The organism is Clostridium mucosae (assembly GCF_024622765.1).
Lineage (GTDB): Bacteria > Bacillota > Clostridia > Clostridiales > Clostridiaceae > Clostridium.
Genome location: NZ_JANKAF010000003.1, coordinates 1 through 25,804, shown reverse-complemented (window position 1 = coordinate 25,804; position 25,804 = coordinate 1). Strand labels below are relative to the sequence as shown.

Here is a 25,804-nt window from a genome sequence, read left to right as displayed (position 1 = left end):
TTTTTCTCCTTTCCTAAAAATTTGTATAATAAAACGCCAGGCGTTTTACCTGGCGTTTACTATTCAATATTTTCATTCACAATCTTTGTTTTCAAATCATACTCAACAATCATAGTTTCGTGATCTTCATCTTTTAATTCTAATTTTATTGAAGTAACATAATCTTTTGAAGCTTTTACTATAACTTCTTTTTTCTCAACACTATTGTATACTTTTAATTCAGTATCACTTATTACTTCTCTTACTACTCCCAAATTACTAAACATCTTTTACCTCCAAGCCTTTCTTTTTCTATAATTCAAATTCATTATATCGTTCGTTTTCATACTCTCTGTTTCTTTCTGCTTTTTCATATTCTCTTTGATTTATATATTTTTCAAAGTCATTTTTCATTGCTTTTTTTAATCTATTCATTGTTCCAGCATTAATACTTATATTATATTTATTACTATTTACAAAACTATTTTTCGATTGTTCTTTAATATTTTTAAATACCTTTTCTTGCAAAAATTGCTCTAAAATATCTTCATTTTTTTCGCTTGACCTATTAATCTTTTCCCTATCAGTTCTAAAGTTTTCTTTAGAACTTCTTTTTTCTTTATCTCCTTTTTTGAACTCCCGATTTTCACTCTCCCCTTTTCTCTCTTTCAAACCATTAACTTTTTTTCTATCAATTTTAAAGTCTTCTTTAAAATTTTCTTCATCAAGCTCTTTAACCTTTTCTTTTTTACTTTTAAATTTTTCTTCTTCTTCCTTTACGTAATCTCTAAGTTCTTTTAAAATTGAATTCCCCATTCTTTTTAATAATTCTTTTTCCTTATTCTTCTTATAATCATTATACCTCCCTTTCTCTTTTCCTTCTTGTCCTTCTCCATAAACTCTTTTAAGTTCTATTTCTTCTAAAGTTAATATTTTCATTAACTCTTTATAATCTTCTTTATGATATGTTTCAATATAATGCTTACTTATTGCATCTATTAAAGGTTTTACATTATTTATTTTGTTATATCCATACTGCCAATATCTTTTATTATCCGGTAATTTTTTTAATAATTCTAAAGTCTTTTCTTTTAAAAATTTATCATCAGATGACATAAAATTTTCTCTATCTTTTATTATATTTTCTCTTATAATTTCATTAATTTTCTGATACTCTTTTTCTCTATGTCTTAATTCATTTATAAAATTACTTTTCATTTTACTTAGTTCTGATTTAGTACGTTTTCCTCTTTTCCTAGGATTATCAGTTAATTCAACTGTTGCAATATGAACGTGAATATTATCTGTATTATAATGAAAACTCGCACTCCAAATAGCAGTATCCATATTACCTTTGTCAAGATTATTATTCATACATCTTCTTACTGCTCCCCTTATTTTTTCTTCATCAAGTGTATGAGTTTTTTCATCATAATATCCATTCTCTACTAACCATTCATTATCAAAACTGAATACATCTTGCCACATTAAACTACCATTTCTTTGTGCTAATCTAAATTTATTTTTCAAATTACTTTTTTCTTTTTCTGTCAAATAATCTTTATCGGAAGTAAAAAGACTTCCTAACTTTTCCGGATTATCCATATAATCATTATAAAGAGAAAATTCATCAAACTTATAGGCTCTTGTAGCTTCATCTCTATCTATATAATCAATATATGATGAAAAAACTCTATCATTTGCTTGTACAAATCTTGAAACAAAAACTACTGCTGGACTACTCATTTATCTTATTCTCTTTCATTATTTTATTTCTATGTAGTCTTTTCTTTACTTCTTCTTTTGCTATTTTTAAAGCTGGACTTTCAATAGCAAATTCTGTTGTTAATCCAGTTGTTGTTACTATATCACTAATACCTGATTTCACTAAATATCCATTGAACATTTCTATTAATATTTGAACATTTTTATCTGTTTCTCTTGAACTTACTTTAAATTTATCTACATCATCTTTTAATACTTTTCCTATTTCTTTCGCCATAAGTTTTGCAGTATCTTCTGTTTTAATTCTTGAGCGTTTCTCATGTTCTGATACTACCATTTCTAATGCTAAACTTACTGATGATAAATTATTTTCTTTTTTTATCTTCATTAAATATTCATGAGTTTCCTTACTTACACAATATCCCTTTCTCAATTTATTCACTTTCAAAAACCTCCTCATAACTTATACAATTTTCTTTCATAAATGTACTTATTACTTTTGTATTTAAATCTATTATCTTAGATAATTTATTCATCATCATTGCTTCTCTATCTTGAACCTTTTTTATTTCATCATCTAATGAAATAAGTAATAATTGTTCTCTTAAAAACTCTTCTCTACTTACCCCACTCTTTTTAGCTTTTTCATCAATTAATGCTACAACATTTGTTGGAACTTTTCGTATTAATATATCCATACTTCCCCCTCCTAACATTCATTTTTTAAGTTGCTATCGCAATAAGCTTTTAAAAAGCTTAACCAAATACCAAAAAAGAATGACTTAATTTTAGAAGAAAGTAATAATCTAAATCTTAAATTTCAATATATTAAAATACTAATTTAAAACTTAATATATCACTTTCTAAAATTAAGTCAGAGCATAAGGAGAAACTGTTAGCAAATCTTTGCTAACCTAGGCAAAGCCTAGGGTTTCTCTGATAACACCAAAATATTGTTTTACATAACTTTCACATAACTTTTTGCATAACTTTTACATAACCTTTTTTCTCTATTTACCTGTACTTATTATATAGATGGTCTGGTAAACTTTTTATAATATCATTCATCTTTTTATTAGCTAATTCTAGCTTTTCTTTTGCTTCATTTATATTTTTTTCTATCTCTTTTATAGAGCTTTCTAATGAATAGATACTGTTGTTATGACTATCTATTTTTTGATTAGCTTCTGCTTTTTCTTTATCTGTTAAATATTCTTTCTTACCTTCTAAGGTATTAATTTCTTCTTTTGTATTATCTATTGTTACTCTCTTTTCTTCAATTTCTTCTTCATATTTTACAATAGCATCTTCTATATTTTTTATATCAACTTCTATATTTTCTATCATATATTCTTCTTTATTTCTCTTATCTAACTCATTGTTTTTTTTGCAAATTCTTTCATCTATATATACTCTTGTTTCTCCATTTTCTTTAGCATTTTTCTCTTTAATATCCATTGCAATAGCACTCCACTTTTTAGGTGTTGTAATAAAAATAACTATATTATTTTCATCTACTGTCATAAATTCTATTGGCAATTTCTTGTTTGTATTTTCTCTTGTTATTGCTTCAAACTCAAAATCATTTCCAAAGTTTATATTAGTTTTATTCACTCCCAATTTAACTTCTAACAGATTTTTTTCTTCATTAATTTGTTCTTCTTTTATAAATACTTCTGAATTTTTTAATGCTATTTTTTTATTTAATTCTGTTGTAGTTAACCTATTATTTGTTTCAAAAAATGCTCCTGAAGAAAGAAAAAAAATATATCCTGTTGCAATAAAAATTACTAACAGAATATATTTATATGACCTTTTATAATTTATTTTACTTCTTATTTTTTCAGCTTTACTTTGAATTTCTTCTAGCTTTTTATTTATTTTTTTATCAAAACTCATCTATATTCACCTCATTTAATTAACTACTCTTCTTACTTTTCCATTAAAAGTTTGTTGCCAATATGGTAAGTTTATATCAGCAATTTCTACTCCATTTGTAGGCCCATCATGTATGAACTTTCCATCTCCAAGATACACACCTACATGACCATCAATAGTATAGGTATCAAAAAATATTATATCTCCCCTTTGCATATCTTTAGGGTCTATCTTTTGTCCCATATTAACTAATGAAAATGTAACTACACTTGATCTATCGCCAAGTTGAATACCAGCACTTGCATACATATAATGAACAAAAGAACTACAATCAAATCTACCGGCATCTACATCAGCTTGTGTTCTCCCGCCTCCCCATACATAAGGTGATTTTCCTACCCACTTCATACCAGCTTCTATTGCTTTTTCTATTGTTTCATTATCTACTGGAGTTCCACTCCCGGTTAATCCACCATCTCTAAATTCCATAGCATATTTGAAAACTTTATTGGGATAATTATGTTGTGCGTTATCAAGGTCTACGCTCATTCCATAGCTTGGACCTCCATTATAACAGGCAAATATTCTGCGTAATATTTCTCTAAACTCAACATCATTTTCATTACTATTCCAATTAATTAAATTCATATTTTCATTATTGTTATAATCTAATTTATTTACATATCCTTTACTGTATAAAACATAATTAGCATAATATCTAAGTATATATGCACCGGCTACTATCTGAACTCTTGGCTCTTTCAAATAAATATTCCACATTTCATCAGCACTTGAAAATTCATATCCTAGCTTTTTATATTCTGCTCCAAGTCCTCCATTAAGATGACTTGCCCATAAATCTAATCCACTAAAATCTATTTTCTGTATTTGCATTATTCCATGTGCTCCTGCATAACTAGCATTAGGATTAAAATTACTTTCTTGTTTTGATACCGCAGCCAAAATCCAATTAGGAATATTAAATATTTCACTTGCTTCATTATAATACTGTATATATTCCCTTGGAACTTCTCCATTTAAATCAGATATATTGCCTTGACTACTATTAACTCCAACTACAAAAAGTAATATTGCTCCACCCATTAATATTACTAATCCAAAGGTAGAACTTAATAAAGCTATTAATCCTTTTATTAATAGCTCCATAATCTTTTTATATTTTTTAGCTTGTCTATATTTTTTACCTATATTGAGTTGTTGCATAATTTCCAACTCTCCATTCATTATTTTCTTTTACAAAAAGTAATGTAACTATATTATGTTCCTGGTTTATAATTTCTTTATTTCTATCAAGAATATTTGACCTTACTTCATACTCCCAAGTTAAAGAATTATCTTCATTAACTTTACTCTCTATAGGATTTACCTCATAAACTTCTCTAGCAAAAAAGTCTTTAAATAATATCGGTTGTTTACTTTCAACAAAAGTACCAATGAGAAATCCTTTCATACTTTCAGTAGCATATTCAGTAGCTTTCTTCACATTACTTTCGTGTCCGTTATCTAAGTCATAACTATGAATTAACGGTATAAAACTTAATCCAATTTCTTTTGTTTTTTCTATTTCTTCATTAGAAGCTTCAATGCTATTTTCTTCTAGCTTTTCATTCTCTACTTCATCTTTAGGTAAATTTTCATCTAATCCATTCTTGTTTTCACCTTCATTTTTATTAGCTTCATCTTCTACATAAGTAGTATCTTCTTTATAAAAATCATCTGATTTATTTTTATTTATAATAAAAACTCCACTTACTAATGTAAGTGAAGCAATTAAAACTAATATAATTTTTTTCTTCATACTACATACCACCTTTAAAGATTAATTTTTCTTCTTCTGATAGTTGCACTTGCATTGAAACATTTGATAATCCATCAATAGCTAAAATACATCTTCCCTTTCCAAACTTAGGAATACTATCTATTTCACTTTCACTTAAAATACCTTTAAATACTTTTCCTAAAAGTTCTTTATCAGCAGTATCTTGTTTCATAATAAATTTATATTGTGTCATTGTAAATATCTTTTTAATTCTTTCTAATGCTTGATGGTTCTTTGCATTTTCAGGAACGTAGTCATTTATTGTATGATTAGCTAACATTACTCCACCAAAGAATTTTCTTAACTCTCTAATAGCAGTTTCAACTATTTCAATTGCATCTATATTATTTACATTTATAAAGTTATGTGCTTCATCTAATACTAAAAGGAACTTCTTAACTTCATCTTCTGATTTATTTCCATTCTCATAATCATATTTTTCTTTTCTTCCTACAACTAATGCTTGTCCCCATATAGAACTTAAAGCAGTAAATAATTGTGTTGTAAAAATTCTTTTATCCATTTGCTTTAAATTAGTACAATTATAAGATACAAATTGTACTTTCGTTATATCATCTATAGTTGAATGAGCATTAAATAAATCTCCATAATTTAAAATCAGTTTAGAAATTAATAGCTCTATACTTTCTAATCTTCCTAACCTACTAGGTGTTAACTCTTTTACCTTTCCATTTTCAAAATACAATTGCTTTCTAACATACTTTAAGAAATCATCTAGTATAGGATATTGACTTGCTTTATATTGAGTTGCTTTCCTTTTCTCAATTCCAAATTCCTCATAAAACTCACATATTAATATTTCAAACTCTGATATTTCATCTTCAGAACAAGTAGGCTTTAAAGTTCTATATAAATTATTTAATCTCGCTAAATTACTAGCAAAGCATTTATCTTCTAATATCATTCCTGTTCTTTCATCTGCAATTGTTGGATATATGTGTAATGGATTTACAATATCACCAGTACCATCTAAAAATATTTCTTTTCCACCTAAAAATTCTACTAATGCACTAAATTCATTAGCAACATCAATACTTCTTACATAATTACCAGAAATAATATTATTTACAATTATCTTTTTCATTAATGATGATTTACCTGAACCTGGTTTCCCCATTAACAAACAACTATAAGATATTCTTTTATTGGTATTATGAAATAAATCAAATATAACACTACCACCAGTTGTAGTTGTTCCAATAAAAAGCCCCCTTGGGTCGTTTATAGATGTATAATGAAATGGAAGTCCAGCACCTAAACTTAATGCAGGTATTGGCTTCCATTTTCTCTTATTATCATATTCTCTTTGAACTGCATAACTTGTAAATAATGATTGATATTCATAGTTTTGTTCATTTAATAATACAATAGCTTTAAATAATTTCCCTTCTTCAATTTTCTTTCTTACTTTATCTATAGTTTCTTCTAATTCTGTTCTAGTTGGAGCCGATACATAGACTCTAACAGTTATAAGTTTTATGACTTCTCCCCTTTGCATAACTTCCTCAGCTAAAAGCTCCAATATTCTATATTCCTTTTCAGCCTTCTTTCTATCACTATGCTTTACAGCTTCATTATATCTTGAATTTTGTTCATCTAAAGCTTTATCTATTTTTCTTATTATTAATTCTTTAGCTTCGGTTGCTATATCAATAGTTGCAATAGTATTTTCTATATTAACAATACTGTTAAGCCAAAACTGATCTACTTCTGTTGGGAAAGCATATACATATAAACAAGCTTCATATCCATCACCTTTTATTATCTTATTTTCATCAAATTTAACTCCACCCTGTGGTTGAATTTCACTTAATAAATATGGATTATATCCACTATTGATTTCTGCTATCTTCATAATCTACCTCCATAATAGTAAGGTGTCCCCTGGGGACACCTTACTATTTTAATATTTATTATTTTTTTCTATTTATAACTTATCACTTCTACCTAATCCAGTTCTAGTTGTTGCTATCATCTCTTTAATATTAACTTTTTTATCTGCTACAAAAATTATCTTCTTACACCTTCTACATTTTAACATTATATTCCCATTTTCATCTTTACATTTTTTAACCTTGCTAAATACACAGGTACATTTATCTTTTTTATTGATTGTTATATCCATACTTTTCTCCTTTTTGTTATAATATTTTTAAATACTATTTAATGAGGTGAATCTATTGATTAATAAATTTAACGAACTTGAAGAATTAAAAGATTTAATAACTTACTATTATAATTTCCCTTGGTTATCTAAAAAAATTTATTTCTTTTTTAATACTAATAAAGTTCATAAGCATCTATTTAAATATTTCTTCACTACTGCTGAAATGCATAATTTAAAAGAGATTAAGGAGTTACTGAATTGGATTGATTCATCTAAATACTTTATTGTAGAAAATATTAATAAAGAAATATGTTTTAGATTAATAAACAAAGATTACTCTTTACTAGCTCAAATTGCTATATCAAAAAATTCTTTTATCAAAGAATTACCTATAAATTCATTTATTCTTGAATTACACTATTTAATTTCACTAAAACAAGGTAAGCATATTGGTTCTAATTTTTTAATTGATTTAATAAAGCTTCAAAAACGCTTAAATATTCCTTTAATACTTTATTGCTCTTATCCGTTAATTAATTATTATAAAAAGTTTGGGTTTAAAGTAATTAGTAAAAATACATTTAATGAATATTTATTAGTGTATGGACTATAATTCCATACATTAATAAAATTTTATTAATCAACTTTAGAGTTCATATTATTTAGCTTTTTAAGTATTTTAATCTTCTTTTCAATATCTATTTCAAATACTTGTAGTTCCCTATTGCTTGATAATGCTAGTTCTTTATTATTAATCATTTCTTTATCATCTTTAGCAAATATCATTAAAAAGAATTCTCTATTAGTTCTTTTATCCTCAATAGTTTTTAATTGCCTCATTCTATGCTCCAAAAAGCTCATTTGATTAGTATTGTTACATTGTGCTATTTTCTTCATTAAATATTTTTGTTGTCTGCTAGTATCTGCTGGATAGTTCATAGCTATTATTTTCATATCTTCTGTATAACTTTGTAGTAAGTTAGTAAAGGATAAAATATAAGTGTGATACTCCACATCATTCATACTTTTTATATCTATACTTTCAATTTGTAATATATCTAAATAACCTGTTTGAGTCTTAAAGTATCCATATTCAGATAAAGAAATAATAGGTAGATTATCTTTTGTTTCTTTAAAAACCTTTTTATCTTCTGCTATAAGACTTTTCTTTTCCTCTTTTTCTTTCTGTTTTTTAAGTTTCTCCTTTTGCTTTTCTTCTTTTTTCAATTCCTTCTGTTCTTTTTTATTTGCTCTTTTAACTTTACTCTTATTAAAAGTTTCTCTTAAACTCACTTTCAACATTCCTTTCCCATATAAAAAGGTGTCCCCGGGGGACACCTTTAATATTCATTTATTAACAATCTTATTCTAATCTTCTTCATAATTTTCAATTCTACTAAATGTACTCTTTTCTTTCTTGAAAGTTAATATTATACTATCATATACTTTTTTCCCTTTATTATCTGGTGAATCTAATACTAATATAGTTGTTGTTATTAATACAAATATAATGAAAGGTATTTGTAATGGTGGATATACTACTACTCTTAATCCGAAAGAAATTAAAAAAGCTAATATGATTACACCAAAATCAATAAAGGTTATTGGAAATCTATTAGTTGACATTTTTACATCAAGTTCTGTTGGGATAATAAACTTCATTATAAATTCCTCCTTATTCTATCAGCTACAATTTTATCTTTTATCTCTTGCTCTTTTATTCCTACATATCTTCGTAAATCTTTCGCAGTATTGTTACCTATCTTATAACTTGTCCTCATGTTATTAGCTAATTCACTATTCTTAATATTATTAACTTTAGAATTCATTAATCCCCCTAATAAATCTTTAACATTTCTTGTTTCTTTCGGGTCAATGTAATTCGGCTTGTCATATACTCTTCTTCTTGCACTTAAATCAATACCTGATCCAAACTCTCCATTAGTATGAGTATTACTGTTACCATTAAAGTTAGGTGTTGACGTTTCCCCATAAGTCCATTCTCTATTTTCTCCTTTTGCTAATCTATTATAGCTAGTAACTCCATTACCTTTACCACTTAACGGTTCAACCTTATCCATAGTAAAGTTGTCTCCTTGAATAAAATTATTTCCTAACTCTATACTTCCTACACCACCATTAAGTTCGGAAATGTTTCTATTATAAATACCACTTCTCGAATCAGTTCTATCTTCATTTAATCCTGGAATATCTCTATTTATTCCATTTATCTTTTTACCTTCTTTTCCAAAGTCTTTATTAGAAATTCCACTCTTATTATTTCCTATCTCATTATCTAAGGTTGGAATATCTCTATCTAAATCTTCTAAACTCTTAGTTTCCTTTCCTAATGATGTATTAGCAATGTCATCACTCCCCAAATTACTACTTGTTATATTATCATCTAAATTAGGAATATCTTTATTATATAAATCTGACATATTACCATCTACATCATTATTTAAACTTTCATCATCTATGCTACTATATAAGTCTGAACTATCATCTTCCATAATACCATCATTTGGTGGCATATCATTAGGAGGAGTATTATCTATAGAACTAAATAAATCATCATCTATATCAGAATTTCCATCACTTAATTCTTTCATATTGCCATCACCTAATAAAGATTGTTGTAATGGATTAAAGACATCATTATTCATTTCATCTTCTAAATCAGGAATTACTCCATCTCTAAAACCTTTAACCCCTGCTCCTAATCCACTTTTTGCAATATCACCAACTTTATCTAATCCACGACCAACCTTTCCTAGTATATCCATAGCACTATTTATTCCCATTAGTGTTCTAACACCACTTGAAAGCCCTGCATCTACACCAAATATCTTTTCTAATAGATTAGGACCATCTATTACGAAAAGTCCTGCTCCAAAATTAATCATTACTCCAGCAAATCCAGTAACTCTATTTTGCATCCATGCAGTACCTAATATATATAATTCTAGTGTTAATCCTACAGATATTATAGCTATATATAAAGATAATATGTGCATTAGTATTTGTTTAGTTTTTTGCCCACTACCTATATCTGCAAATACTACTCCCATTATAAATACTTTACCAAAGGCTAGTTCTATCATTAATTTTACAACCTTAACCATTGTAAATATTAATACTAATGCAGTTATAAGTAAGGTTGTAATAATCTGAAAAAAGTTTATATCCCAACGATAGTATTCACTATCGATTTTAAACCATCCATTTATTCTAGTTAACTCATATCCTTCCCCTTTTGTGCTAGGTATTAACTTATTTTCAAATACTTTTTTATTTTTCACCTTACTTCTATTTATTTCTTCTGTTGGGTCTATCTTTGTTATATTACTTTTATCAATATTGTTTCTTGGTTCTAAATCTCTACTTTCAAAATTATTTTGGTCAAATAAATACACATCAGTAACATTACTAGATATTATTTCAGTTGCCAATGTTCCATCATCTGCCGTAAATAGTTTAAAACCTTCTTTAGTCATATCTCCTAAAGATTTCATGGCAGTAGGTAAAAAGAATACTATTAATAATGCTATAACAATATTGCTAGGTATCTTACTTACATCAAACTTCTTTCTATTCATCATAAGCTGATATGATATATAAAGTAATGCTATTGCTAAAAAAGCTATTGCTATAGGCTTAATTTTATCTATTATTTCTGAAACAACTGCACTATCAAAGAAGTTCAAAAACTTCATTATATTATCTAATACCCCTTGAGCAGAATTAACTAAAATTTCTAATAATTTTATTAATCCCCACCCTAAAAACCTTACGAGAAAATAAAAAATATTACTAGGAGTTAACATATCTGAAAACTCTAGTAATATTCTTATAGCTTCTGCTTCTCCCATATTATATTTTTCCTCCTATCTACTTGTTCATAATATTATTTACTTTCTTTAAAACATCATCTCCAAATTTACCTTCTTCCCTCAAATTTTTTATATACTCTTTCATATCATCTGCACTTTCAATTTCTTCAATTACTTCTATTTCTGCATCTGATAAAATAGGATTTAGTTGTTTTACTATTTCTGATTTTTTACTCTTCTTTAAATTATTTTTACTCTTTTCTTTCGTAACTTCTTTCTTTTCTTTAGCTTTTTCAGCTTCAAGTGCTTTTTTTGCTTGTTCTCTTTGATAATCTCTCAAAGCATTCTCTTCTATAATTTGTTGCATTTTATTTTTTATTAAATCAACCATTTCATCTTCAAAATCAACTTTTAACTCTTCAAGAGATACAGTATTAAATGAATTTTTAATATAAATATTTCTCATAGATGAATTTTTAGAAAATACATCACTTAAATACTCATATTGAAATTTCATACCCATTTCTTCCGTATTTAAAATAGGATATGATACTATTTTATTCCCCTTTAAATCTTGCCTGTGCATAGGCTTTATTACTACATTTTCCCCTAGTTTCAATCTCATTAAATCATCATATCTTATAACTGGAACTGTTTCTAAACTTTCAGTTATATTTTTATCTAAAGAAAGAACTGATCCTTGTCTTGAATTAGTAACTATTGTTTTTTCTCCAGTCATTTTAGAAATTTCTTCTGTAGTATCTACATCTGTACTCATTATATAAACTGTATTAGCACAATTGTCTACAAGAGTTTTATAATTTTCTCCATACATCTCTTTAAGTTGTGCAAATGACTGAACTATTGGAACAAACTTTAATCCCCTACCTAAACATACAGTTAATGTTTCTGCGAAATTTTCAACAGGACACATATTACCAGCTTCATCAAGAATAAATACTACTTCCCTATCAGTTGAACCACTTTCGCTTAATGAAGCCTTTCTTGATAACATATAAGTTATTTGAGCTATGCAAGTAGTTGATAGTATATGATTAGATTTATCAAAGTCTGGTACTATTAAGAATAAGGCTATAGGTTTACTATTTGCCTTATCACAAACTGTATACTCCATTTCATATGTACCTGGTGTTCCCCATATAACTCTTGCGTAGTTAATTTCTATTTTATCTGTTAAGTCTTGTCCTTTAACTCCTGTTGCAGTCACTCCATCTCTTATAAGTTCTTCTGAAAATTTATCATCTTTATAAAGAAGTATATCTCTTGTTCCAAATAATTGTACTTCTCCATCTTTCCTATCATTATTACTTATACTATCTTCTGTATTCTTATTTTCATCTTTATCCTTTGGTCTATCTGCATCCATAATTATTACATTAACTTTTTTAGTATCATTCTTATAAAAACCTATTTCTTCAAGTTTTAAGTCATTAAAACTTGTTAATTTAGCAACTCTTTCACCTAAATAAACTTGCAATTTCATAGATGCAGTAACAAATACACTTGCTCTTGTTTTACTTTTTGCAAACTTAACCGTATTGTATTGTCTTTTTGCTATAGACTCTTTAGGTAAATTATCAAAATAAATATCTATTCCTGTACCTTCTTCAAGCTCTTTTCCACCTAATTCTCCTAACATATTAGCAACAGAAAAAAGATTTACCTTCATCTCCTCCCTATCCCAATGTTCAAGTTCTTCTTTAGTCATTCCTTCTCTTTCTTTATTAGTCTTTATACATCTTTCACATAAAGCTAATATAAGGGCATTAACTAAATTCATTGATAAATCTTCCCATGTACTATCATTACTTTTAGTATTATGATACATTGCAAAGGTAAAAGTTCTACATCTTAATTCTGCTTCTGCAAAATCTCCTTCTCTCCAAGCTTCTTTGATAATTTCTAATGGATTATATCCAATGGAATTATTCATCTCTAAAAAATCAATTACTTTAACTTCATACCCTTCTTTTTCAAGTAATTCCTTACTCATTCCACACAACTCCCCTTTAGGATCGTTGATAACTAATGACGACTTTTCTTCTGCTCTTGAATATATATCAATAGTAATTAATACAAACCCTTGCCCCTTACCACTTCTAGTTGTACCTATAACTATAGTATGAGTTGAACTTATATCTATATAAATTTTATCTCCAAATCTCGATATAGGTACTCCACCTTTTCCTTTAAACTTCTTTCCCTTTTCAGGAATTTCATGATATTCACTTTGAATTTCCTTTAATGTTGATAACCTTCCACTTCCCTTTTGTCCATTCTCTAAATTCTCAAAACTAGCTTTAATAGTTATTCTTAATTTTATATAGAATACTATTAAAATCAGAAAAACTATTAAATATATAAGCCAAAATTCATATTTAGGTAATAAGAATTTATACATTGGATATTTACTATTTACATTATCAAATTTAAAAAATATAAAATCTATTAATCTTATCAAAATATTTGTTATAATAAAAATAAATATAAATAATCCTATCCCGATAATATTTAAGGCTTTTGGATTTGCTAATATCCTGAGCCTTTTTAAAATTCTAATACTCTTATCATTATCATTTAATTCTCTTATTTTTTCTTCTGCTCTACTTATCTTGATATTATTAGTTATCTTCTTTTTTAATTTATTAAACAAGAGAAAACCTCCTTAATAATTAAAATAAAAAAGTTTGAGGTATCTTTTAAAAATACCTCAAACTTATTCTAAAAATTAATTAAACTTTGAATATATTCTCCTATTGGAAAACAACATAAAGCTAATATTAATCCGCCTAATGCCCAAACTAAATCTTCTTTAACTTCATCTCTCTTTGCCTTAGACCACATCATCTTATATCCAGCACACATCAAACGAAATATAAAAACTCCCCCTGCTGCTAATTGAAATGCTTGAGTTAATGTTTTTAATATGCTTAAAAATACATCCATTTTTTATTTCCTCCTACTTTCCTATAAATTCAAAAATACTATCTAAATTATTTTCTACATACTCATTTAAACGTTCTAAATACCACCCTTTAAAGTTTTCATCTTTAATTTCCATTATTTGCTTAACTTGTTTCTCTTTTTTCTTTATTTGTGCTTCTATTTTCTCTACTGCCATATGCCTTCCTCCTTTCAAAAAAAAGAACTTCTCGGCATAGCCTGTCAGAAGCTCTTTACTTAAAAATATATATTTAAAAGGTGTCCCCCGTGGACATCTTTACTTTAATGACTTTAAATTTGCTACTATCTCAGCTTTTAATGTTCCTTTAACTCTTCCTTGTACATTCATTACTTCTTCTGATAATACTTCAAAATTATCTAAAATATAATCTATATCAATTTGTTCTTTATTACATTCTTTCATAATAATTTTGCTTATTATATTTGCACATTCATTCTTAAAATATGGATCAGCATTATTTTTATCTGAAACTATAGCTTCTGATAATTCAAAACTTTTAAATTCTGCTTTATCAAATTCCTTCTCTCCTATTAACTTTCTTATTTCTTTAATCTCATTGTTAACTTCTACTTTTGTAAATTTTTTACTCATGTTTTCCCTCACTTTATTGTTAATTAGTTTATACTCTTCTTTTAAACAAAACTTTTATCTCACACTTTCATCACCTTCTTTAACTAAAAAAGAACTTCTCGGCACAGCCTGTCAGAAGTTCTTTTCTTAAATATCTATATTAAAAAGATGCCCCCGGGGACACCTTCCTAATTTTGCAAATCTTTATGAATTAAATCATCAATAGTTACTTCAAATCCTTTAGCTAAACTATCAACTATTTTTATAGTAGGATTAGTAGTTATTCTATCTTCTATTGCTTTAATACTCCTTGTACTAATATTATATTTACTAGCTAAAGCTCTAAATGTATACCCATTCTTTTTTCTTAAATACTTTACATTTTTAGCTAACATTTCTAAACCTTCTTTTTTTATTTATATTTTTAATGTTAAAATTATTTTGTGTCAAACTCGACACTATATAAAAATTATGGAGGTGTTCTTATGAAAAAGCTTATACTTACATTTTCTAAAGCTAAGTTTGAGCTACAAAAGATTGTTCTAGGTATTTTCTACTTTGGAATTTTTCTTAGCCCTTTCGTAGCTTTACATGGTGAATTCAACCTAAAGCACTTTATTGTATGGTTATCAACCGCAATAATATTAACTATACACTATAAAAGCTTATATGGTAATCACACCAAATGGCATGAATTTGTAAATTCTTAAATTGATACTATTAAATTTAGGAGAGTTTAATACTCTCCTTCACCTCCATAAAATTTAAGCTATTTTATTATTTTCTCTCCACTTTTTATATTTAATCTGTAGCTTTACTAACCCAATACTAATTAAAGAATTATCAGAATTAAATAAGTTAATACATGTATCTAATTGTTCTTTATCAGTTAAAGCTCTGCTATATTCCATTACAACTTCATGATACTCCTCAAAGCTATCTCCATATAACTTAATCCCTTCTTCATATATCTCTTTCCAAAAACGATATTGTATAATTATACTAATTAAAGATTTTATTAGCCATATAATTAAACAACAAATACCTAAATATAGTACCTTCTTATTATTAGTTAAGTCATAATATATACAATAATTAAATATAACCATACATACAAAAATGCACCCTATAAACTCTATAATTGAAAGTCTAATGCTTTGAGTATTCATAAACTCTAATGATATTTTCATTAAATATATTGGAAAACTCAAAACTGATAATAACAATATTAATTTAACTACTCCTATTCCATTAGAAATATAAAATTCATTCGCTATTCTTCCTACATCTCCAATAAGGCTAAATATAATTAATCCTATTTCACTAATAATTAACAATAATTTCGCTAGTACATAAAGCTTATTCTTTATTTCTAAATTCTCATAAACATTTATATTGTATTTACTATTCATCTTTTATCATTCCTTCCATAATTAAAAGGTGTCCCCCGGGGACACCTTACTCTTTCATTCCATATACTAATTCATCTATAGTTATATCTAATGCCTTTGATAATTTTGATACAGTATCAATTGTAGGATTTTTATATTTTCCCTTCTCAATATTAATTATTGTAGAATTAGCTACTCCACTAATTCTTTCTAGTTCCCTTATTCCTAATTTCTTTTTATCCCTTATATTTTTCAAATTTTCACTTAACATTTTTCCTCCTTGAAATAATAATTCCTTTGACATAATGCTAATATATATTATCAAAGGAGTGATTTTTTTGTTCGATTTTAATCTTTTAAAAAACTTTACATTTAAAATTTCCGAAAAAATTAATATTAATTTTTCTAAAACTATAAATAATACAACAATTGTAAATAATCCTTCTTACACTAATAATTCTATTTTACAAACAGACTCTTCAATTAATTTAAAACATATAAAATTTAAAAAGACTTCCTTTTTAATATTTAACATAATATCCTTTTTGACATTATTCATAAATATTTATTTTTTTTATAAACCTCTATATAAACAAGAAACTTTTCATGCTATTTTAATTATAAAATTAAAAACAAATGTTTTATTCCATATATCAATATTTATTTGGGCAGTAATATTATTGAAAGTAAATTCTTTTTTATTTAATAAAAAAAAATTTTCTAAATCAATTTTTCCACTTGCTTATTTAGCATATTTTCTTACATTTATTCTATCTAGTGAATTAATAGCCTACTTACTTAATGCTTTATATAAGCCTTTTTTATAAATTAAAATAAAGTTTACAAATAATAAAATTACTTCTTTTATCCCTAAAATATATACAGTATTTTGTTGAAATAAAAAATATATTATTCCAATGAAAAATATATAACTTAGATTTTCAATAATAAAATATTTATATAGAGTAGTCTTATCTAAGTTTAAATCATCACCACTAAACAAATTATGTATATTATAAATAACTAAAAAAATTAATGAACTAATAAAAATAAGCTCTATACCCATGCGAAAAATATTTATTATTCTAATATTAATGTCTATATATTCTCTTTCAATAATTGTTGTTAAAATTATAAGATTTAGTAAAATTACTATATCATATTTAGATAACAATATTTTCAAAATTCTCCCTCCATATTAAATGTGTCCCCCGGGGACACATAAGTTTCTACCGCACTACACATTAACTTACTCGCTTTGCTCCGTTACTTAATATTTCGTTTGGTCTGATATTATTTTATTCTAAATTAGGATTAAAATTAGTAAAAATACTATCTTTAGGAATATATATTATAGTTTCTTCTTTTTCTGAATCTTCATATTTCATCAAATCAAATAATGATAAATTTTCTTCCCATTCCTTATTGAAATATAGTTTTAAGAAATCACTTACAACTCCATTTGTTCTTTTCCTCTCTTTAATTAATTTAGTTTCTTTATATACAATCTTCGGGATACCATCATATTCAATCAATTCTACATCTTTAGCTAAAACTTTCTCTAACTTATATCTATTATCTGTTTTAGTATAAAAATAGTAATATTCTTCATCATTGATACTACCTCCAACACCACCTGTCCCAATAAAAAAAGAGCCATTTATTTCTCCATTAACATTACTTTTTATATTTAAATTCACTATTTCTTTTTCAGTTTCTATCACATTCTCTTTAATATTGCTTTCATAATTTACATCCAAGGAAATTACTATTCCTATAATAAATACAACAATCATATACAGAATGCTACTAATAAAAGCTAAAACTCCACACTCACTTTTAATCAGCTTTACTCTTTCTCCTTTTTCAATAAAAATTAATATTCCTATAAATATTATTATGATAGTGAGTATCCCTGAATAAATACCTATTCTAATTATATTCTCCATAAAGCCATTCCTCCTAAATTAAAAGGTGTCCCCCGTGAACCGCCCCCTGTCAAGTAGACAGGGTAAATAATATAAAATTATGCTGCTAAGGTGTGGCTTCTATATTCAATAGGAGCCATACCTTTTAGTTTTTTTTGCAATCTTTTTGTATTATAAAATTTTATATATTCATCAATAGCTTGTTCAAGTTCTTCAAAGGTTGAAAACTTTCTTAGATAGTACATTTCTGATTTTAAAGTACCCCAAAAAGCCTCCATAGGCCCATTATCAATACATCTACCTACCCTAGACATACTTTGCACTGCATTAATTTTATTTAGTTTCATCTTGAATGTTTTACATGTATATTGGAATCCGCGATCACTATGGAATAGTGGCGTTGCGGTCGGATTCGCTTCAATAGCTTTGTCTAAGGTATCAAAAACTAATTTATTATTGTTAGACTTACCTAATACATACGAAATAATACTATTATCTCCGAGATCTAGTATTGCACTTAAATAAGCTTTGCTTCCGTTAGTCATCTTAAATTCAGTAACATCTGTTAGCCATTTTTCATTTGGATTATCAGCTACAAACTTTCTATTTAATATATTTTCAGCTGTAATTTGTGGAGTACTTTGAATATATCTTTTCTTTCTTCTCCTAATAACAGCAGTAAGTTTTACAGATTTCATAAGCCTGTATATACGCTTATGATTATAGGTTGAATTTAGTATTCTATTTATATTTAACGTTATACGGCGATAGCCATAAATCCCTTTAACTTCTGAGTATAATTTAATAATTTCATCTAAAATAACTTTATTTTCTTTATCTCTTTCAGTTGCGGAACGATTTAACCACTTATAATAGGAAGCACGCCCAACTTTAGCACATTTACATAGTTCAGATATTGAATACCCTAATTCATGTAATTCTCTAATTGCAATATACTTATTTGTGGATGAAATAGTGTATTTATCTACCTCCTTTCTATCTCTTCTAATTTTTTTAAGAAATCATTCTCCATTTTTAAACGTCTATTTTCTGCTTCTAAAAGCTTTAATTGTGCAGAGAATTTTTCTGATTCACTTAATTCTTCAAAGGATTTATTTTTACCGCGTCTGTCGACTAGCGCGTTATATCCATCCTTATTGTATTTTTTTACCCAAGTATAAACTTGTTGATATGAAACATTAAATTTATTAGCAGTTAAATTATAATCGTGAGCGTTAGCAATACAAAATGACACTATTTCAATTCTTTCTTCATAAGTTGTTTTTCTTCCATTAGTCATAAGTTTATCTCCTTTTGTTGAATGAGATTTAAATATCTTATGACCATTATACTTCTTAATCCATTGCTGGAGAATACCAATAGCACTTATCTTATACTTAATACAAATATCATCTAATGATCCTTTACCATCAAGATAATCAATAACGGCTTGAGTTTTAAGTTGAGCAGAATAGGATGTATTATATCCTTTGTTTAATAAACCTTCTTTCCCAAAGGTTTTATATTTACGGACCCAAGCTGAAATAGCACTTTTGTAGATATTTAGTTCATTACTTATTTCAGATAAACTTTTTATATCTCTTAAATAATCTTCAACAGCTTGGACTTTTATTTCGGTTGATACTTTTGATTTTCTTGACATAAAAAAATCCTCCCATTATAGAACAGTTTTATTATTTTAACTGTCTACTATAATGGGAGCATATCACTGGGGACACTTTTCTAATTATTTTATTGCAAAAAAATAAAAGCTAGTTTGTAGCTTTTTTATATCTTAACATTATTACACCAGCTAGAGTAACTATTAAAGCAATTCCTAAAACTACTGTTGTGTCTGTTCCACCTGTGTATGGTAAACTTTCAACTGGTATTCTCTTATTTTTAAGTTCTGCTTTAACTATTTGTCCATCTTTAGTTATTTCAAATGTTGATGTTTCTGTAGTTAATTCATAGCCTTCAGGAGCTATTGTTTCAGATATTACATATTTTCCGTATTCTAATTCAAATTTATTTCCTTCTGCTGATGAAACAAATTCTATAACTTGACCTTTGTTAAAGCCTTCTACACATTCAATTTTAATGTGTGCACCTTCAATAACTTCTCCTGTAGATACATCAGTCTTTTCAAATTCAAGAATTCCTTCTATTCTCTTATTCTTTAATTCTGCTTTAATTACTTCATTTTCTAATATTTCAAAATAACCAACTTCTTCATTAAGAACAAAACCTTCTGGTGCAATAGTTTCTTTAAACTCATATCTACCTATTGGAAGTTTAAATCTTGTTTCTTCCTTAGTTGATACAAATTCAAAATCTATATGCTTATTTTGTTCATCTAATCCTTTAATATGAATTGTTGCACCTTCAATTAAATCTCCAGTTGTAACATCAGTTTTAGAGAAATCTATTTCTCCTTCTTTAACCTTATTTTCAACTGTCATTTCTACTTTTTGATTATCTTCATAGATAACAAAATCTAAAGACACATCTTGATTAATTTTATAATGTTCTGGAGCTTTAACTTCCACCCAGTAGTAATTTCCTGCTTCTAAGTTTTCTACTACTATTTCTCCTTTTTTATCAGTAGTATAAATACCAACTAACTTTTCACCATTCCAAAGCTCAAAATCTGCTCCTTCAAGTAGTCTTCCTGTTTCTGCATCAACTTTAACTAATTTTACTGATCCTCTAATCTTTTTATTAGTTACTTGAAGCTCTACTGTTTTACCTTCTTCTGTTATTTCAAACTTAATAGGCTTTTTATTCTCTACATAGTTCCAAAGCCCTTCTACTTCTTCAGCTTCGTATTTTCCATGTTCTAAATCATTTAAGTTGATTTCACCGTTTCCATCTGTAAGTTCAAGCCACTCTTGACCTTTCATGAATCCATCAGTACAAGTTACTTTGAATTTTATCCCTTCAAGTGGCTCTCGTGTTTCTTCATCAATTTTAACTATTTTTAAGTTACCTTTGATTCTACTATTTCCAACTTCTATAGTATGAACTTTTCCTAAAAGCTCTATTTCTTCATAGTTAGTATTTCTATCTATTGTAAAGTCTATAGGTTCAATAGGATTAAATCCTTCTTTTGGTTCAGTTTCTACTAGCGAATAATCTCCTGCTGATAATACTTGTGGAAATACTATTTCACCATTCTTACTAGTAGTAAATATAGTTTTCTTTATTGGAACTATACCAAAGAACTCTGTAAACTCTATATCTTCACCAGTTGCTTTATTTACTACCTTAAACTTAGTTCCTTTAATAGCTTCCTTAGTTTCACTATCAGCATCGTATTTTACTACTCTAAGCTTCATTTGTACTGGTTCATTTTTTATATGAACTACTTCTACTTTTCCATGCTCTGAAATAGTTATAGGATACTTATTAGTATTTACCCAATAGTCATTTCCTACTGATTTTTCTATAGCATAATATTCACCTTTTCTAAGGTCTTTTGTAAATGCAAAACCGTCTGTATCTGTAGTTACATTATCAACTATAGTACCTGGAGCAATACCAAACACATCTTCAGCTACGATATCAAAATTAGCTCCACTAACTGGCTTTTCTGCATTTTGAGCATCTATTTTAACTATTTGAATTTTTCCTTTTATAACATCATTAGTAATGTCATAAGTATAAACTTTACCATCTTCTCTAATTGAAACTTTCCACTCTTTATCAGATAATAAATAATTACCATTTGTTTTAAGTTCTCTTAAGATATAATCACCATAATTTAATGGACCACTTATATCATGACCATTTTTATCAGTTATAAGCTCTTCAACTAATGTATTACTTTCATCAAAAATACCAAACTTAAAGCCTTCTAGTTTTAATCCAGCTATTTCACTATCTTCTTTATTAATTTCTATTTGACCTTTGATAATTCTATTTTGATGAGTTAATTCAATAGTTTGTAAATGTTGATTTATTGTAACAAAATACTCTTGTCCATTAAGAACATATTTATGTGGAGCTTTTGTTTCTTTTACTATATACTCTTTAAAAGGAAGTAATTTACTTATACCACTTCCGTCAACTCCTGTTACTAGCTTATCAACTACTTGACTTGTTTCTTTATCTATAACATCAAATTCTGCACCTTGAAGTCTTTCTCCTGTTTCTTCATCAACTTTAATTACTTTTATTCTTCCTTTGATTATTTCATTTGTGTAGTCTACTCTTTGAGTATCTCCACCATTAACAACTACTTTCTTGATCTCAGGATTCAAAACATGGCTTGGAAGTGTTTCAAGTTCTTTAACCCAATACTCACCTGCAATAACATTATCAAATACTAACTTACCATCTACTCCTGTTATTGCTTCAGCAACTTTATTAGTTGCTCCAGCGTCTGAATATAAACCAAATTTAATTCCTGATAATACATTACCTAAATCATCTGTTTTAAATAACTCTATTTTACCAGTACCATTAAATTTAACTCTTAAATTTTCTCTTTCTCCTACTGGATCTTCCCAAAACTTAACTAAATCCTGTATTCCACCAGAACCGTCATATTTAAGTGCTGCTGGTTTTTTTAAGCTAGAGTTTATTACTATTCTCTTTTCTCCATTATATCCTTTTGTTGCTCTAACTTTAAAACTTTCTCCAATCTTAAAAGTATTCTTTGCATTTCCATTTAAATCAACTGACCAAGCATTACTATCACTTGGAAATGTAAATGTACCATTTGAACCATTTGTCTTTATTTCTTGTGTTTCTTGGTATCCACCTTTTTGTTCAGCAGTTAAATTATTTGGAGTTATCTCAAAATAAGTTCTAGGTAGTGTTGCATTATCTCCATTATTTATTAGCTCTTGTAAATAACCATTCATTGGACTAATATTTCTTCCTAATTGTCCTGTTACAACCCATAATGCAACCTGAGTATAATACTGAGCATGCTCATTACTTATACCATACTTACCTTGTAAATTTCCAGTATTAACTGGATAACCATAATATAAAACAGATTTTACACTATTATTATCATATGGGTTTCCACTTGGATACTGACTTCCAGTAGGAAATTGTAAGTTTCTATTCATACAATATGCTATGTCACCATCTATTGTTATTGGTGGTGCAATAACTGGATAACCAAATGATGTTACAAGTGATATACCTAATCCACTATTTCCTATAGCACGGTCTTCTATAATGCCACCATCTAAATATTTCTGATACAACTCATTATATTCATCTGTTGACATTCCATTTACTGTTACCTTATTAGTTAGTTCTTCTGCTTTAACTTTCATATTCCCCATTGGTAATATATTAAAAGATAACAAACAAGCTAATGCTAAACTCAATCTTTTACTTAAACTCCTCCTCCTTTCTTTCCTTTGTAAATTTCCTTTACTTTTCTTTATGAGTCCACTAAAAAATCTCATAAAATTCCTCCTTTATTTTAATTTGTGCCTATTTAAAAGCACTAAAAAAGAGACTTAGTATATTTTTCTACTAAATCTCTTTCTTGCTACTTTTAACTATTCCCACGGTGCATATATTTCCATTTTGCAAAAACCCCCTAAATCTGTAACTATTATAGCAAAACTTCCATATTCAAATCCATTAAACAATACTTGTTGATCACCTGAATTTCCTCTTTCTGAACTCCACATTTGTGATGTATCTCTTTTTGACCATCCATCTGTTACTAATGATGGGTCATATTTAAGTCCTAAGCTTTGTCCATATGCAATCAACCTTTGTTGTACTTCTGCTACAGTTGGATAATTTGGCTTTGGAGCTTCAACTGGTGGTTGTGGTGCTGGTGTAGGCGTTGATGGCTTTGGTTGAGTTGTTCCTTGAGTAGAATTTGAATTACTACTTCCATTCCCACTTGTACTTGAAGAAGTATTATTATTCGTACTTGTAGTAGTACCCGTATTACTATTTGAATTATTACTTGTACTATTATTCGTACTTTCACTTGATGTATTAGTAACTACTTCTTGTTTATTCTCTTCTTTTTTAACTTCTTCTTTGCTAGTTTCTTCTTTACTTTCAGCTTTAGCAACTTCTTCTATTTTAGTATTTGTATCTTTTTCTAAACTTTCTATCTCTGTTGTTGCTTTCGCATATTCTTTATTTTCTATTAACTTTGCTATGTCCTCTATCTTATTCTCTAGTATTTTCTTATCTTCTTCTGATAATTTTGATATATCTATTTTCTTTAAATTCTCTAATTTTTCTCTAGCTTCTGTTTCTTCTTTACTAGATTCTTCTTTATTTACTGCTACTACTTTATTATCTTCAGCTTTATTTTCTACATTAGATTTATTATATAATAATACACTTCCTCCTATTGCAATAACTAATGCTCCTGCAACTATTCCAGCTATTTTCATATTCCTTTTATTCTTTAATATCTCTTTTAATTTTTCAAAATTCATCTAATACTCCTCCTAAATTAGTGTCCCCCGGGGACACTTTTATTTTTTAGAATATATTATTCATTTTAACATATTTTAGCTTTATATGTCTAATTTCAACTGTTCTTTTCCATATCCCTTTATATTATTTATTCTCCATTCTTCAATATCATTACTATTTATATTAAAATACCATTTAGGATTGAAAAAAGGAACTTTCTCAAATCTTCCTGGATATATTTCTTCTTCTTTATAATAAGCAACTTTTATAAAGCCAGTATCTATCATTTTTCTTCTTTGATAACTATTTACTTTAAACTTATTTTCAAACCTACTTGGATGTATTCCATAAGCTTTATGCTTGAACTTATTATAAATATCCAAATAGGTTATACCACTTTGTAGTAATTTATCTTTTATCATTAAACTACTTTGAGAAGTACTAATATCATCTATTCCAATTTCTAAGCCCAAATATATAATTTCATCTTTTGAAATATTTTCTTCTTTACTTAGTTCTATATATGTTTGTTCATTTATGTATTCTAAAAAGCGTTCTTCTCCACTCTTCATATTTTTACTCCTTTGTATCCCCCGGGGACACCTTTTATTTATTGGGGGATTTCTCCCCCTATTGGAAAACTTATATGACCTAAAATTAATCTTTGCATTTATAACACATTATCCTGTAATCCCTAATCCTTAGTCCTATAATTTTTAAACTAATTTTAATTCTTCTTCACCTTCATTTTCAATTTTATCTGAAATGTCAAATTTATTACCATCTTCTTTTCCTTGATTATAGGCTTTGAAATGTCTATTGAATTTTTCATTTACTGATATTCTTCCAAATCCACTTGAAAACTTAGTATAACTATCTACTACAACTTGATCCTTTTGAAGAACTAATCCCCATTCTTTATTTTCTTTTATTTGACTTTTAAATCTTTCTTCTAATCCAAATATAAAACCAAGTGCATAATCATTTTTTATCCCATCAAAATGTTTCCTTCTCTTATCTTGTTTCATTTTTTTAACAAGTTTATTTCCTTCTAAGTTTATCCACTTAACTGCATATTCAAACATTATATTAGCAATTAGCACATCTTCTTCTTTGCCATAAAAACATACTC

29 protein-coding genes are annotated in these 25,804 nt (G+C 27.2%); 2 read left to right on the top strand and 27 right to left on the bottom strand.

All coding sequences use genetic code 11. From position 1 onward, the window contains the following. Positions 1-59: 59 nt before the first annotated feature. The 9 genes from NSA50_RS05080 to NSA50_RS05040 form a co-directional block, all read right to left on the bottom strand. Positions 60-266, bottom strand: coding sequence for a hypothetical protein (locus tag NSA50_RS05080; protein WP_257443451.1), 207 nt, complete (start codon positions 264-266; stop codon positions 60-62). Positions 267-291: 25 nt separating this feature from the next. Beyond that, on the bottom strand, positions 292-1,725 hold the full coding sequence (gene mobP2 / locus NSA50_RS05075) for a MobP2 family relaxase (RefSeq protein WP_257443449.1): 1,434 nt from the start codon (positions 1,723-1,725) through the stop codon (positions 292-294). Next, on the bottom strand, positions 1,718-2,146 hold the full coding sequence (locus NSA50_RS05070) for a hypothetical protein (RefSeq protein WP_257443447.1): 429 nt from the start codon (positions 2,144-2,146) through the stop codon (positions 1,718-1,720). Before NSA50_RS05070 ends, mobP2 begins: the two co-directional genes overlap by 8 nt. Beyond that, complete coding sequence (locus NSA50_RS05065; RefSeq protein WP_257443445.1) at positions 2,139-2,402, bottom strand: ribbon-helix-helix protein, CopG family; 264 nt, start codon at positions 2,400-2,402, stop codon at positions 2,139-2,141. The genes NSA50_RS05070 and NSA50_RS05065 overlap by 8 nt, the downstream gene beginning before the upstream one ends. 316 nt (positions 2,403-2,718) lie before the next feature. After that, a complete protein-coding gene (locus NSA50_RS05060; RefSeq protein WP_257443443.1) occupies positions 2,719-3,603 on the bottom strand; it encodes a coiled-coil domain-containing protein in 885 nt (294 codons plus the stop codon). A gap of 15 nt (positions 3,604-3,618) precedes the next feature. Beyond that, positions 3,619-4,806 carry a C40 family peptidase gene (locus tag NSA50_RS05055; protein WP_374940965.1) on the bottom strand — a complete coding sequence of 396 codons (1,188 nt, stop codon included), beginning with the start codon at positions 4,804-4,806 and terminating at the stop codon, positions 3,619-3,621. Next, positions 4,784-5,401: a hypothetical protein gene (locus NSA50_RS05050; RefSeq protein ID WP_257443441.1), complete on the bottom strand. Its 618-nt coding sequence runs from the start codon at positions 5,399-5,401 to the stop codon at positions 4,784-4,786. The genes NSA50_RS05055 and NSA50_RS05050 overlap by 23 nt, the downstream gene beginning before the upstream one ends. 1 nt (position 5,402) lies before the next feature. After that, on the bottom strand, positions 5,403-7,298 hold the full coding sequence (locus NSA50_RS05045; protein ID WP_257443439.1) for a VirB4 family type IV secretion system protein: 1,896 nt from the start codon (positions 7,296-7,298) through the stop codon (positions 5,403-5,405). Between the two features lie 72 nt (positions 7,299-7,370). Then, complete coding sequence (locus tag NSA50_RS05040; protein WP_257443437.1) at positions 7,371-7,568, bottom strand: hypothetical protein; 198 nt, start codon at positions 7,566-7,568, stop codon at positions 7,371-7,373. Positions 7,569-7,623: 55 nt separating this feature from the next. Here NSA50_RS05040 and NSA50_RS05035 point away from each other — a divergent pair, with 55 nt between their 5' ends. Continuing rightward, positions 7,624-8,163 carry a hypothetical protein gene (locus tag NSA50_RS05035; RefSeq protein ID WP_257443435.1) on the top strand — a complete coding sequence of 180 codons (540 nt, stop codon included), beginning with the start codon at positions 7,624-7,626 and terminating at the stop codon, positions 8,161-8,163. Between the two features lie 23 nt (positions 8,164-8,186). Here the strand turns inward: NSA50_RS05035 and NSA50_RS05030 are convergent, their stop codons facing one another. The 8 genes from NSA50_RS05030 to NSA50_RS04995 form a co-directional block, all read right to left on the bottom strand. Continuing rightward, a complete protein-coding gene (locus tag NSA50_RS05030) occupies positions 8,187-8,843 on the bottom strand; it encodes a hypothetical protein (RefSeq protein WP_257443418.1) in 657 nt (218 codons plus the stop codon). 75 nt (positions 8,844-8,918) lie between these two features. After that, positions 8,919-9,212 (bottom strand): DUF5592 family protein, encoded by a 294-nt coding sequence (locus NSA50_RS05025; protein WP_257443416.1) that lies wholly within the window; start codon positions 9,210-9,212, stop codon positions 8,919-8,921. Next, a complete protein-coding gene (locus NSA50_RS05020; protein WP_257443414.1) occupies positions 9,212-11,422 on the bottom strand; it encodes a pLS20_p028 family conjugation system transmembrane protein in 2,211 nt (736 codons plus the stop codon). Before NSA50_RS05020 ends, NSA50_RS05025 begins: the two co-directional genes overlap by 1 nt. Before the next feature lie 19 nt (positions 11,423-11,441). After that, positions 11,442-14,057, bottom strand: coding sequence for a VirD4-like conjugal transfer protein, CD1115 family (locus tag NSA50_RS05015; protein WP_257443412.1), 2,616 nt, complete (start codon positions 14,055-14,057; stop codon positions 11,442-11,444). Positions 14,058-14,125: 68 nt separating this feature from the next. Beyond that, complete coding sequence (locus tag NSA50_RS05010; protein WP_257443410.1) at positions 14,126-14,350, bottom strand: hypothetical protein; 225 nt, start codon at positions 14,348-14,350, stop codon at positions 14,126-14,128. A 13-nt stretch (positions 14,351-14,363) separates the two neighbouring features. Further along, positions 14,364-14,525: a hypothetical protein gene (locus NSA50_RS05005; RefSeq protein WP_257443408.1), complete on the bottom strand. Its 162-nt coding sequence runs from the start codon at positions 14,523-14,525 to the stop codon at positions 14,364-14,366. Between the two features lie 99 nt (positions 14,526-14,624). Further along, a complete protein-coding gene (locus tag NSA50_RS05000) occupies positions 14,625-14,960 on the bottom strand; it encodes a hypothetical protein (protein WP_257443404.1) in 336 nt (111 codons plus the stop codon). Positions 14,961-15,127: 167 nt separating this feature from the next. After that, positions 15,128-15,334 carry a helix-turn-helix domain-containing protein gene (locus NSA50_RS04995; protein ID WP_257443403.1) on the bottom strand — a complete coding sequence of 69 codons (207 nt, stop codon included), beginning with the start codon at positions 15,332-15,334 and terminating at the stop codon, positions 15,128-15,130. Between the two features lie 90 nt (positions 15,335-15,424). On the opposite strand from NSA50_RS04995, the gene NSA50_RS04990 reads away from it, so the two are divergent. After that, a complete protein-coding gene (locus tag NSA50_RS04990; RefSeq protein WP_257443402.1) occupies positions 15,425-15,649 on the top strand; it encodes a hypothetical protein in 225 nt (74 codons plus the stop codon). 54 nt (positions 15,650-15,703) lie between these two features. On the opposite strand, the gene NSA50_RS04985 is transcribed toward NSA50_RS04990, so the two are convergent. The 10 genes from NSA50_RS04985 to NSA50_RS04940 form a co-directional block, all read right to left on the bottom strand. Continuing rightward, positions 15,704-16,351 (bottom strand): hypothetical protein, encoded by a 648-nt coding sequence (locus tag NSA50_RS04985; RefSeq protein WP_257443401.1) that lies wholly within the window; start codon positions 16,349-16,351, stop codon positions 15,704-15,706. A 46-nt stretch (positions 16,352-16,397) separates the two neighbouring features. Next, positions 16,398-16,601 carry a helix-turn-helix domain-containing protein gene (locus NSA50_RS04980; protein WP_257443399.1) on the bottom strand — a complete coding sequence of 68 codons (204 nt, stop codon included), beginning with the start codon at positions 16,599-16,601 and terminating at the stop codon, positions 16,398-16,400. 519 nt (positions 16,602-17,120) lie between these two features. Then, positions 17,121-17,513 carry a hypothetical protein gene (locus tag NSA50_RS04975; protein WP_257443397.1) on the bottom strand — a complete coding sequence of 131 codons (393 nt, stop codon included), beginning with the start codon at positions 17,511-17,513 and terminating at the stop codon, positions 17,121-17,123. Positions 17,514-17,628: 115 nt separating this feature from the next. Continuing rightward, positions 17,629-18,279: a hypothetical protein gene (locus NSA50_RS04970; RefSeq protein ID WP_257443395.1), complete on the bottom strand. Its 651-nt coding sequence runs from the start codon at positions 18,277-18,279 to the stop codon at positions 17,629-17,631. A gap of 77 nt (positions 18,280-18,356) precedes the next feature. Further along, positions 18,357-19,205: an IS3 family transposase gene (locus NSA50_RS04965; RefSeq protein WP_242984198.1), complete on the bottom strand. Its 849-nt coding sequence runs from the start codon at positions 19,203-19,205 to the stop codon at positions 18,357-18,359. A gap of 38 nt (positions 19,206-19,243) precedes the next feature. Next, the gene (locus tag NSA50_RS04960) at positions 19,244-19,921 is read right to left on the bottom strand and encodes a helix-turn-helix domain-containing protein (RefSeq protein ID WP_099346691.1); all 678 of its coding nucleotides are present in this window, start codon (positions 19,919-19,921) and stop codon (positions 19,244-19,246) included. Between the two features lie 109 nt (positions 19,922-20,030). Beyond that, on the bottom strand, positions 20,031-23,687 hold the full coding sequence (locus NSA50_RS04955) for a SpaA isopeptide-forming pilin-related protein (RefSeq protein ID WP_257443390.1): 3,657 nt from the start codon (positions 23,685-23,687) through the stop codon (positions 20,031-20,033). Positions 23,688-23,783: 96 nt separating this feature from the next. After that, complete coding sequence (locus NSA50_RS04950) at positions 23,784-24,692, bottom strand: hypothetical protein (RefSeq protein ID WP_257443388.1); 909 nt, start codon at positions 24,690-24,692, stop codon at positions 23,784-23,786. 81 nt (positions 24,693-24,773) lie between these two features. After that, positions 24,774-25,244 carry a hypothetical protein gene (locus tag NSA50_RS04945; protein ID WP_257443386.1) on the bottom strand — a complete coding sequence of 157 codons (471 nt, stop codon included), beginning with the start codon at positions 25,242-25,244 and terminating at the stop codon, positions 24,774-24,776. A gap of 144 nt (positions 25,245-25,388) precedes the next feature. Further along, positions 25,389-25,804 (bottom strand): DUF7168 domain-containing protein (locus NSA50_RS04940; RefSeq protein WP_458339756.1); only part of this gene is annotated, 416 nt, incomplete at its 5' end.

Bases quoted from the DNA above. Each gene is read 5' to 3' on its own strand.
- NSA50_RS04980 (WP_257443399.1), bottom strand. From the start codon at position 16,601: ATGTTAAGTGAAAATTTGAAAAATATAAGGGATAAAAAGAAATTAGGA.
- NSA50_RS05060 (WP_257443443.1), bottom strand. From the start codon at position 3,603: ATGAGTTTTGATAAAAAAATAAATAAAAAGCTAGAAGAAATTCAAAGT.
- NSA50_RS05010 (WP_257443410.1), bottom strand. From the start codon at position 14,350: ATGGATGTATTTTTAAGCATATTAAAAACATTAACTCAAGCATTTCAA.
- NSA50_RS05065 (WP_257443445.1), bottom strand. From the start codon at position 2,402: ATGGATATATTAATACGAAAAGTTCCAACAAATGTTGTAGCATTAATT.
- NSA50_RS05025 (WP_257443416.1), bottom strand. From the start codon at position 9,212: ATGAAGTTTATTATCCCAACAGAACTTGATGTAAAAATGTCAACTAAT.
- NSA50_RS04960 (WP_099346691.1), bottom strand. From the start codon at position 19,921: ATGTCAAGAAAATCAAAAGTATCAACCGAAATAAAAGTCCAAGCTGTT.
- NSA50_RS04970 (WP_257443395.1), bottom strand. From the start codon at position 18,279: ATGGAGAATATAATTAGAATAGGTATTTATTCAGGGATACTCACTATC.
- NSA50_RS04995 (WP_257443403.1), bottom strand. From the start codon at position 15,334: ATGTTAGCTAAAAATGTAAAGTATTTAAGAAAAAAGAATGGGTATACA.
- NSA50_RS05040 (WP_257443437.1), bottom strand. From the start codon at position 7,568: ATGGATATAACAATCAATAAAAAAGATAAATGTACCTGTGTATTTAGC.
- NSA50_RS04985 (WP_257443401.1), bottom strand. From the start codon at position 16,351: ATGAATAGTAAATACAATATAAATGTTTATGAGAATTTAGAAATAAAG.
- NSA50_RS05020 (WP_257443414.1), bottom strand. From the start codon at position 11,422: ATGGGAGAAGCAGAAGCTATAAGAATATTACTAGAGTTTTCAGATATG.
- NSA50_RS04990 (WP_257443402.1), top strand. From the start codon at position 15,425: ATGAAAAAGCTTATACTTACATTTTCTAAAGCTAAGTTTGAGCTACAA.
- NSA50_RS04955 (WP_257443390.1), bottom strand. From the start codon at position 23,687: ATGAGATTTTTTAGTGGACTCATAAAGAAAAGTAAAGGAAATTTACAA.
- NSA50_RS05045 (WP_257443439.1), bottom strand. From the start codon at position 7,298: ATGAAGATAGCAGAAATCAATAGTGGATATAATCCATATTTATTAAGT.
- NSA50_RS05055 (WP_374940965.1), bottom strand. From the start codon at position 4,806: ATGCAACAACTCAATATAGGTAAAAAATATAGACAAGCTAAAAAATAT.
- NSA50_RS05005 (WP_257443408.1), bottom strand. From the start codon at position 14,525: ATGGCAGTAGAGAAAATAGAAGCACAAATAAAGAAAAAAGAGAAACAA.
- NSA50_RS05000 (WP_257443404.1), bottom strand. From the start codon at position 14,960: ATGAGTAAAAAATTTACAAAAGTAGAAGTTAACAATGAGATTAAAGAA.
- mobP2 (WP_257443449.1), bottom strand. From the start codon at position 1,725: ATGAGTAGTCCAGCAGTAGTTTTTGTTTCAAGATTTGTACAAGCAAAT.
- NSA50_RS04950 (WP_257443388.1), bottom strand. From the start codon at position 24,692: ATGAATTTTGAAAAATTAAAAGAGATATTAAAGAATAAAAGGAATATG.
- NSA50_RS04945 (WP_257443386.1), bottom strand. From the start codon at position 25,244: ATGAAGAGTGGAGAAGAACGCTTTTTAGAATACATAAATGAACAAACA.
- NSA50_RS05080 (WP_257443451.1), bottom strand. From the start codon at position 266: ATGTTTAGTAATTTGGGAGTAGTAAGAGAAGTAATAAGTGATACTGAA.
- NSA50_RS05050 (WP_257443441.1), bottom strand. From the start codon at position 5,401: ATGAAGAAAAAAATTATATTAGTTTTAATTGCTTCACTTACATTAGTA.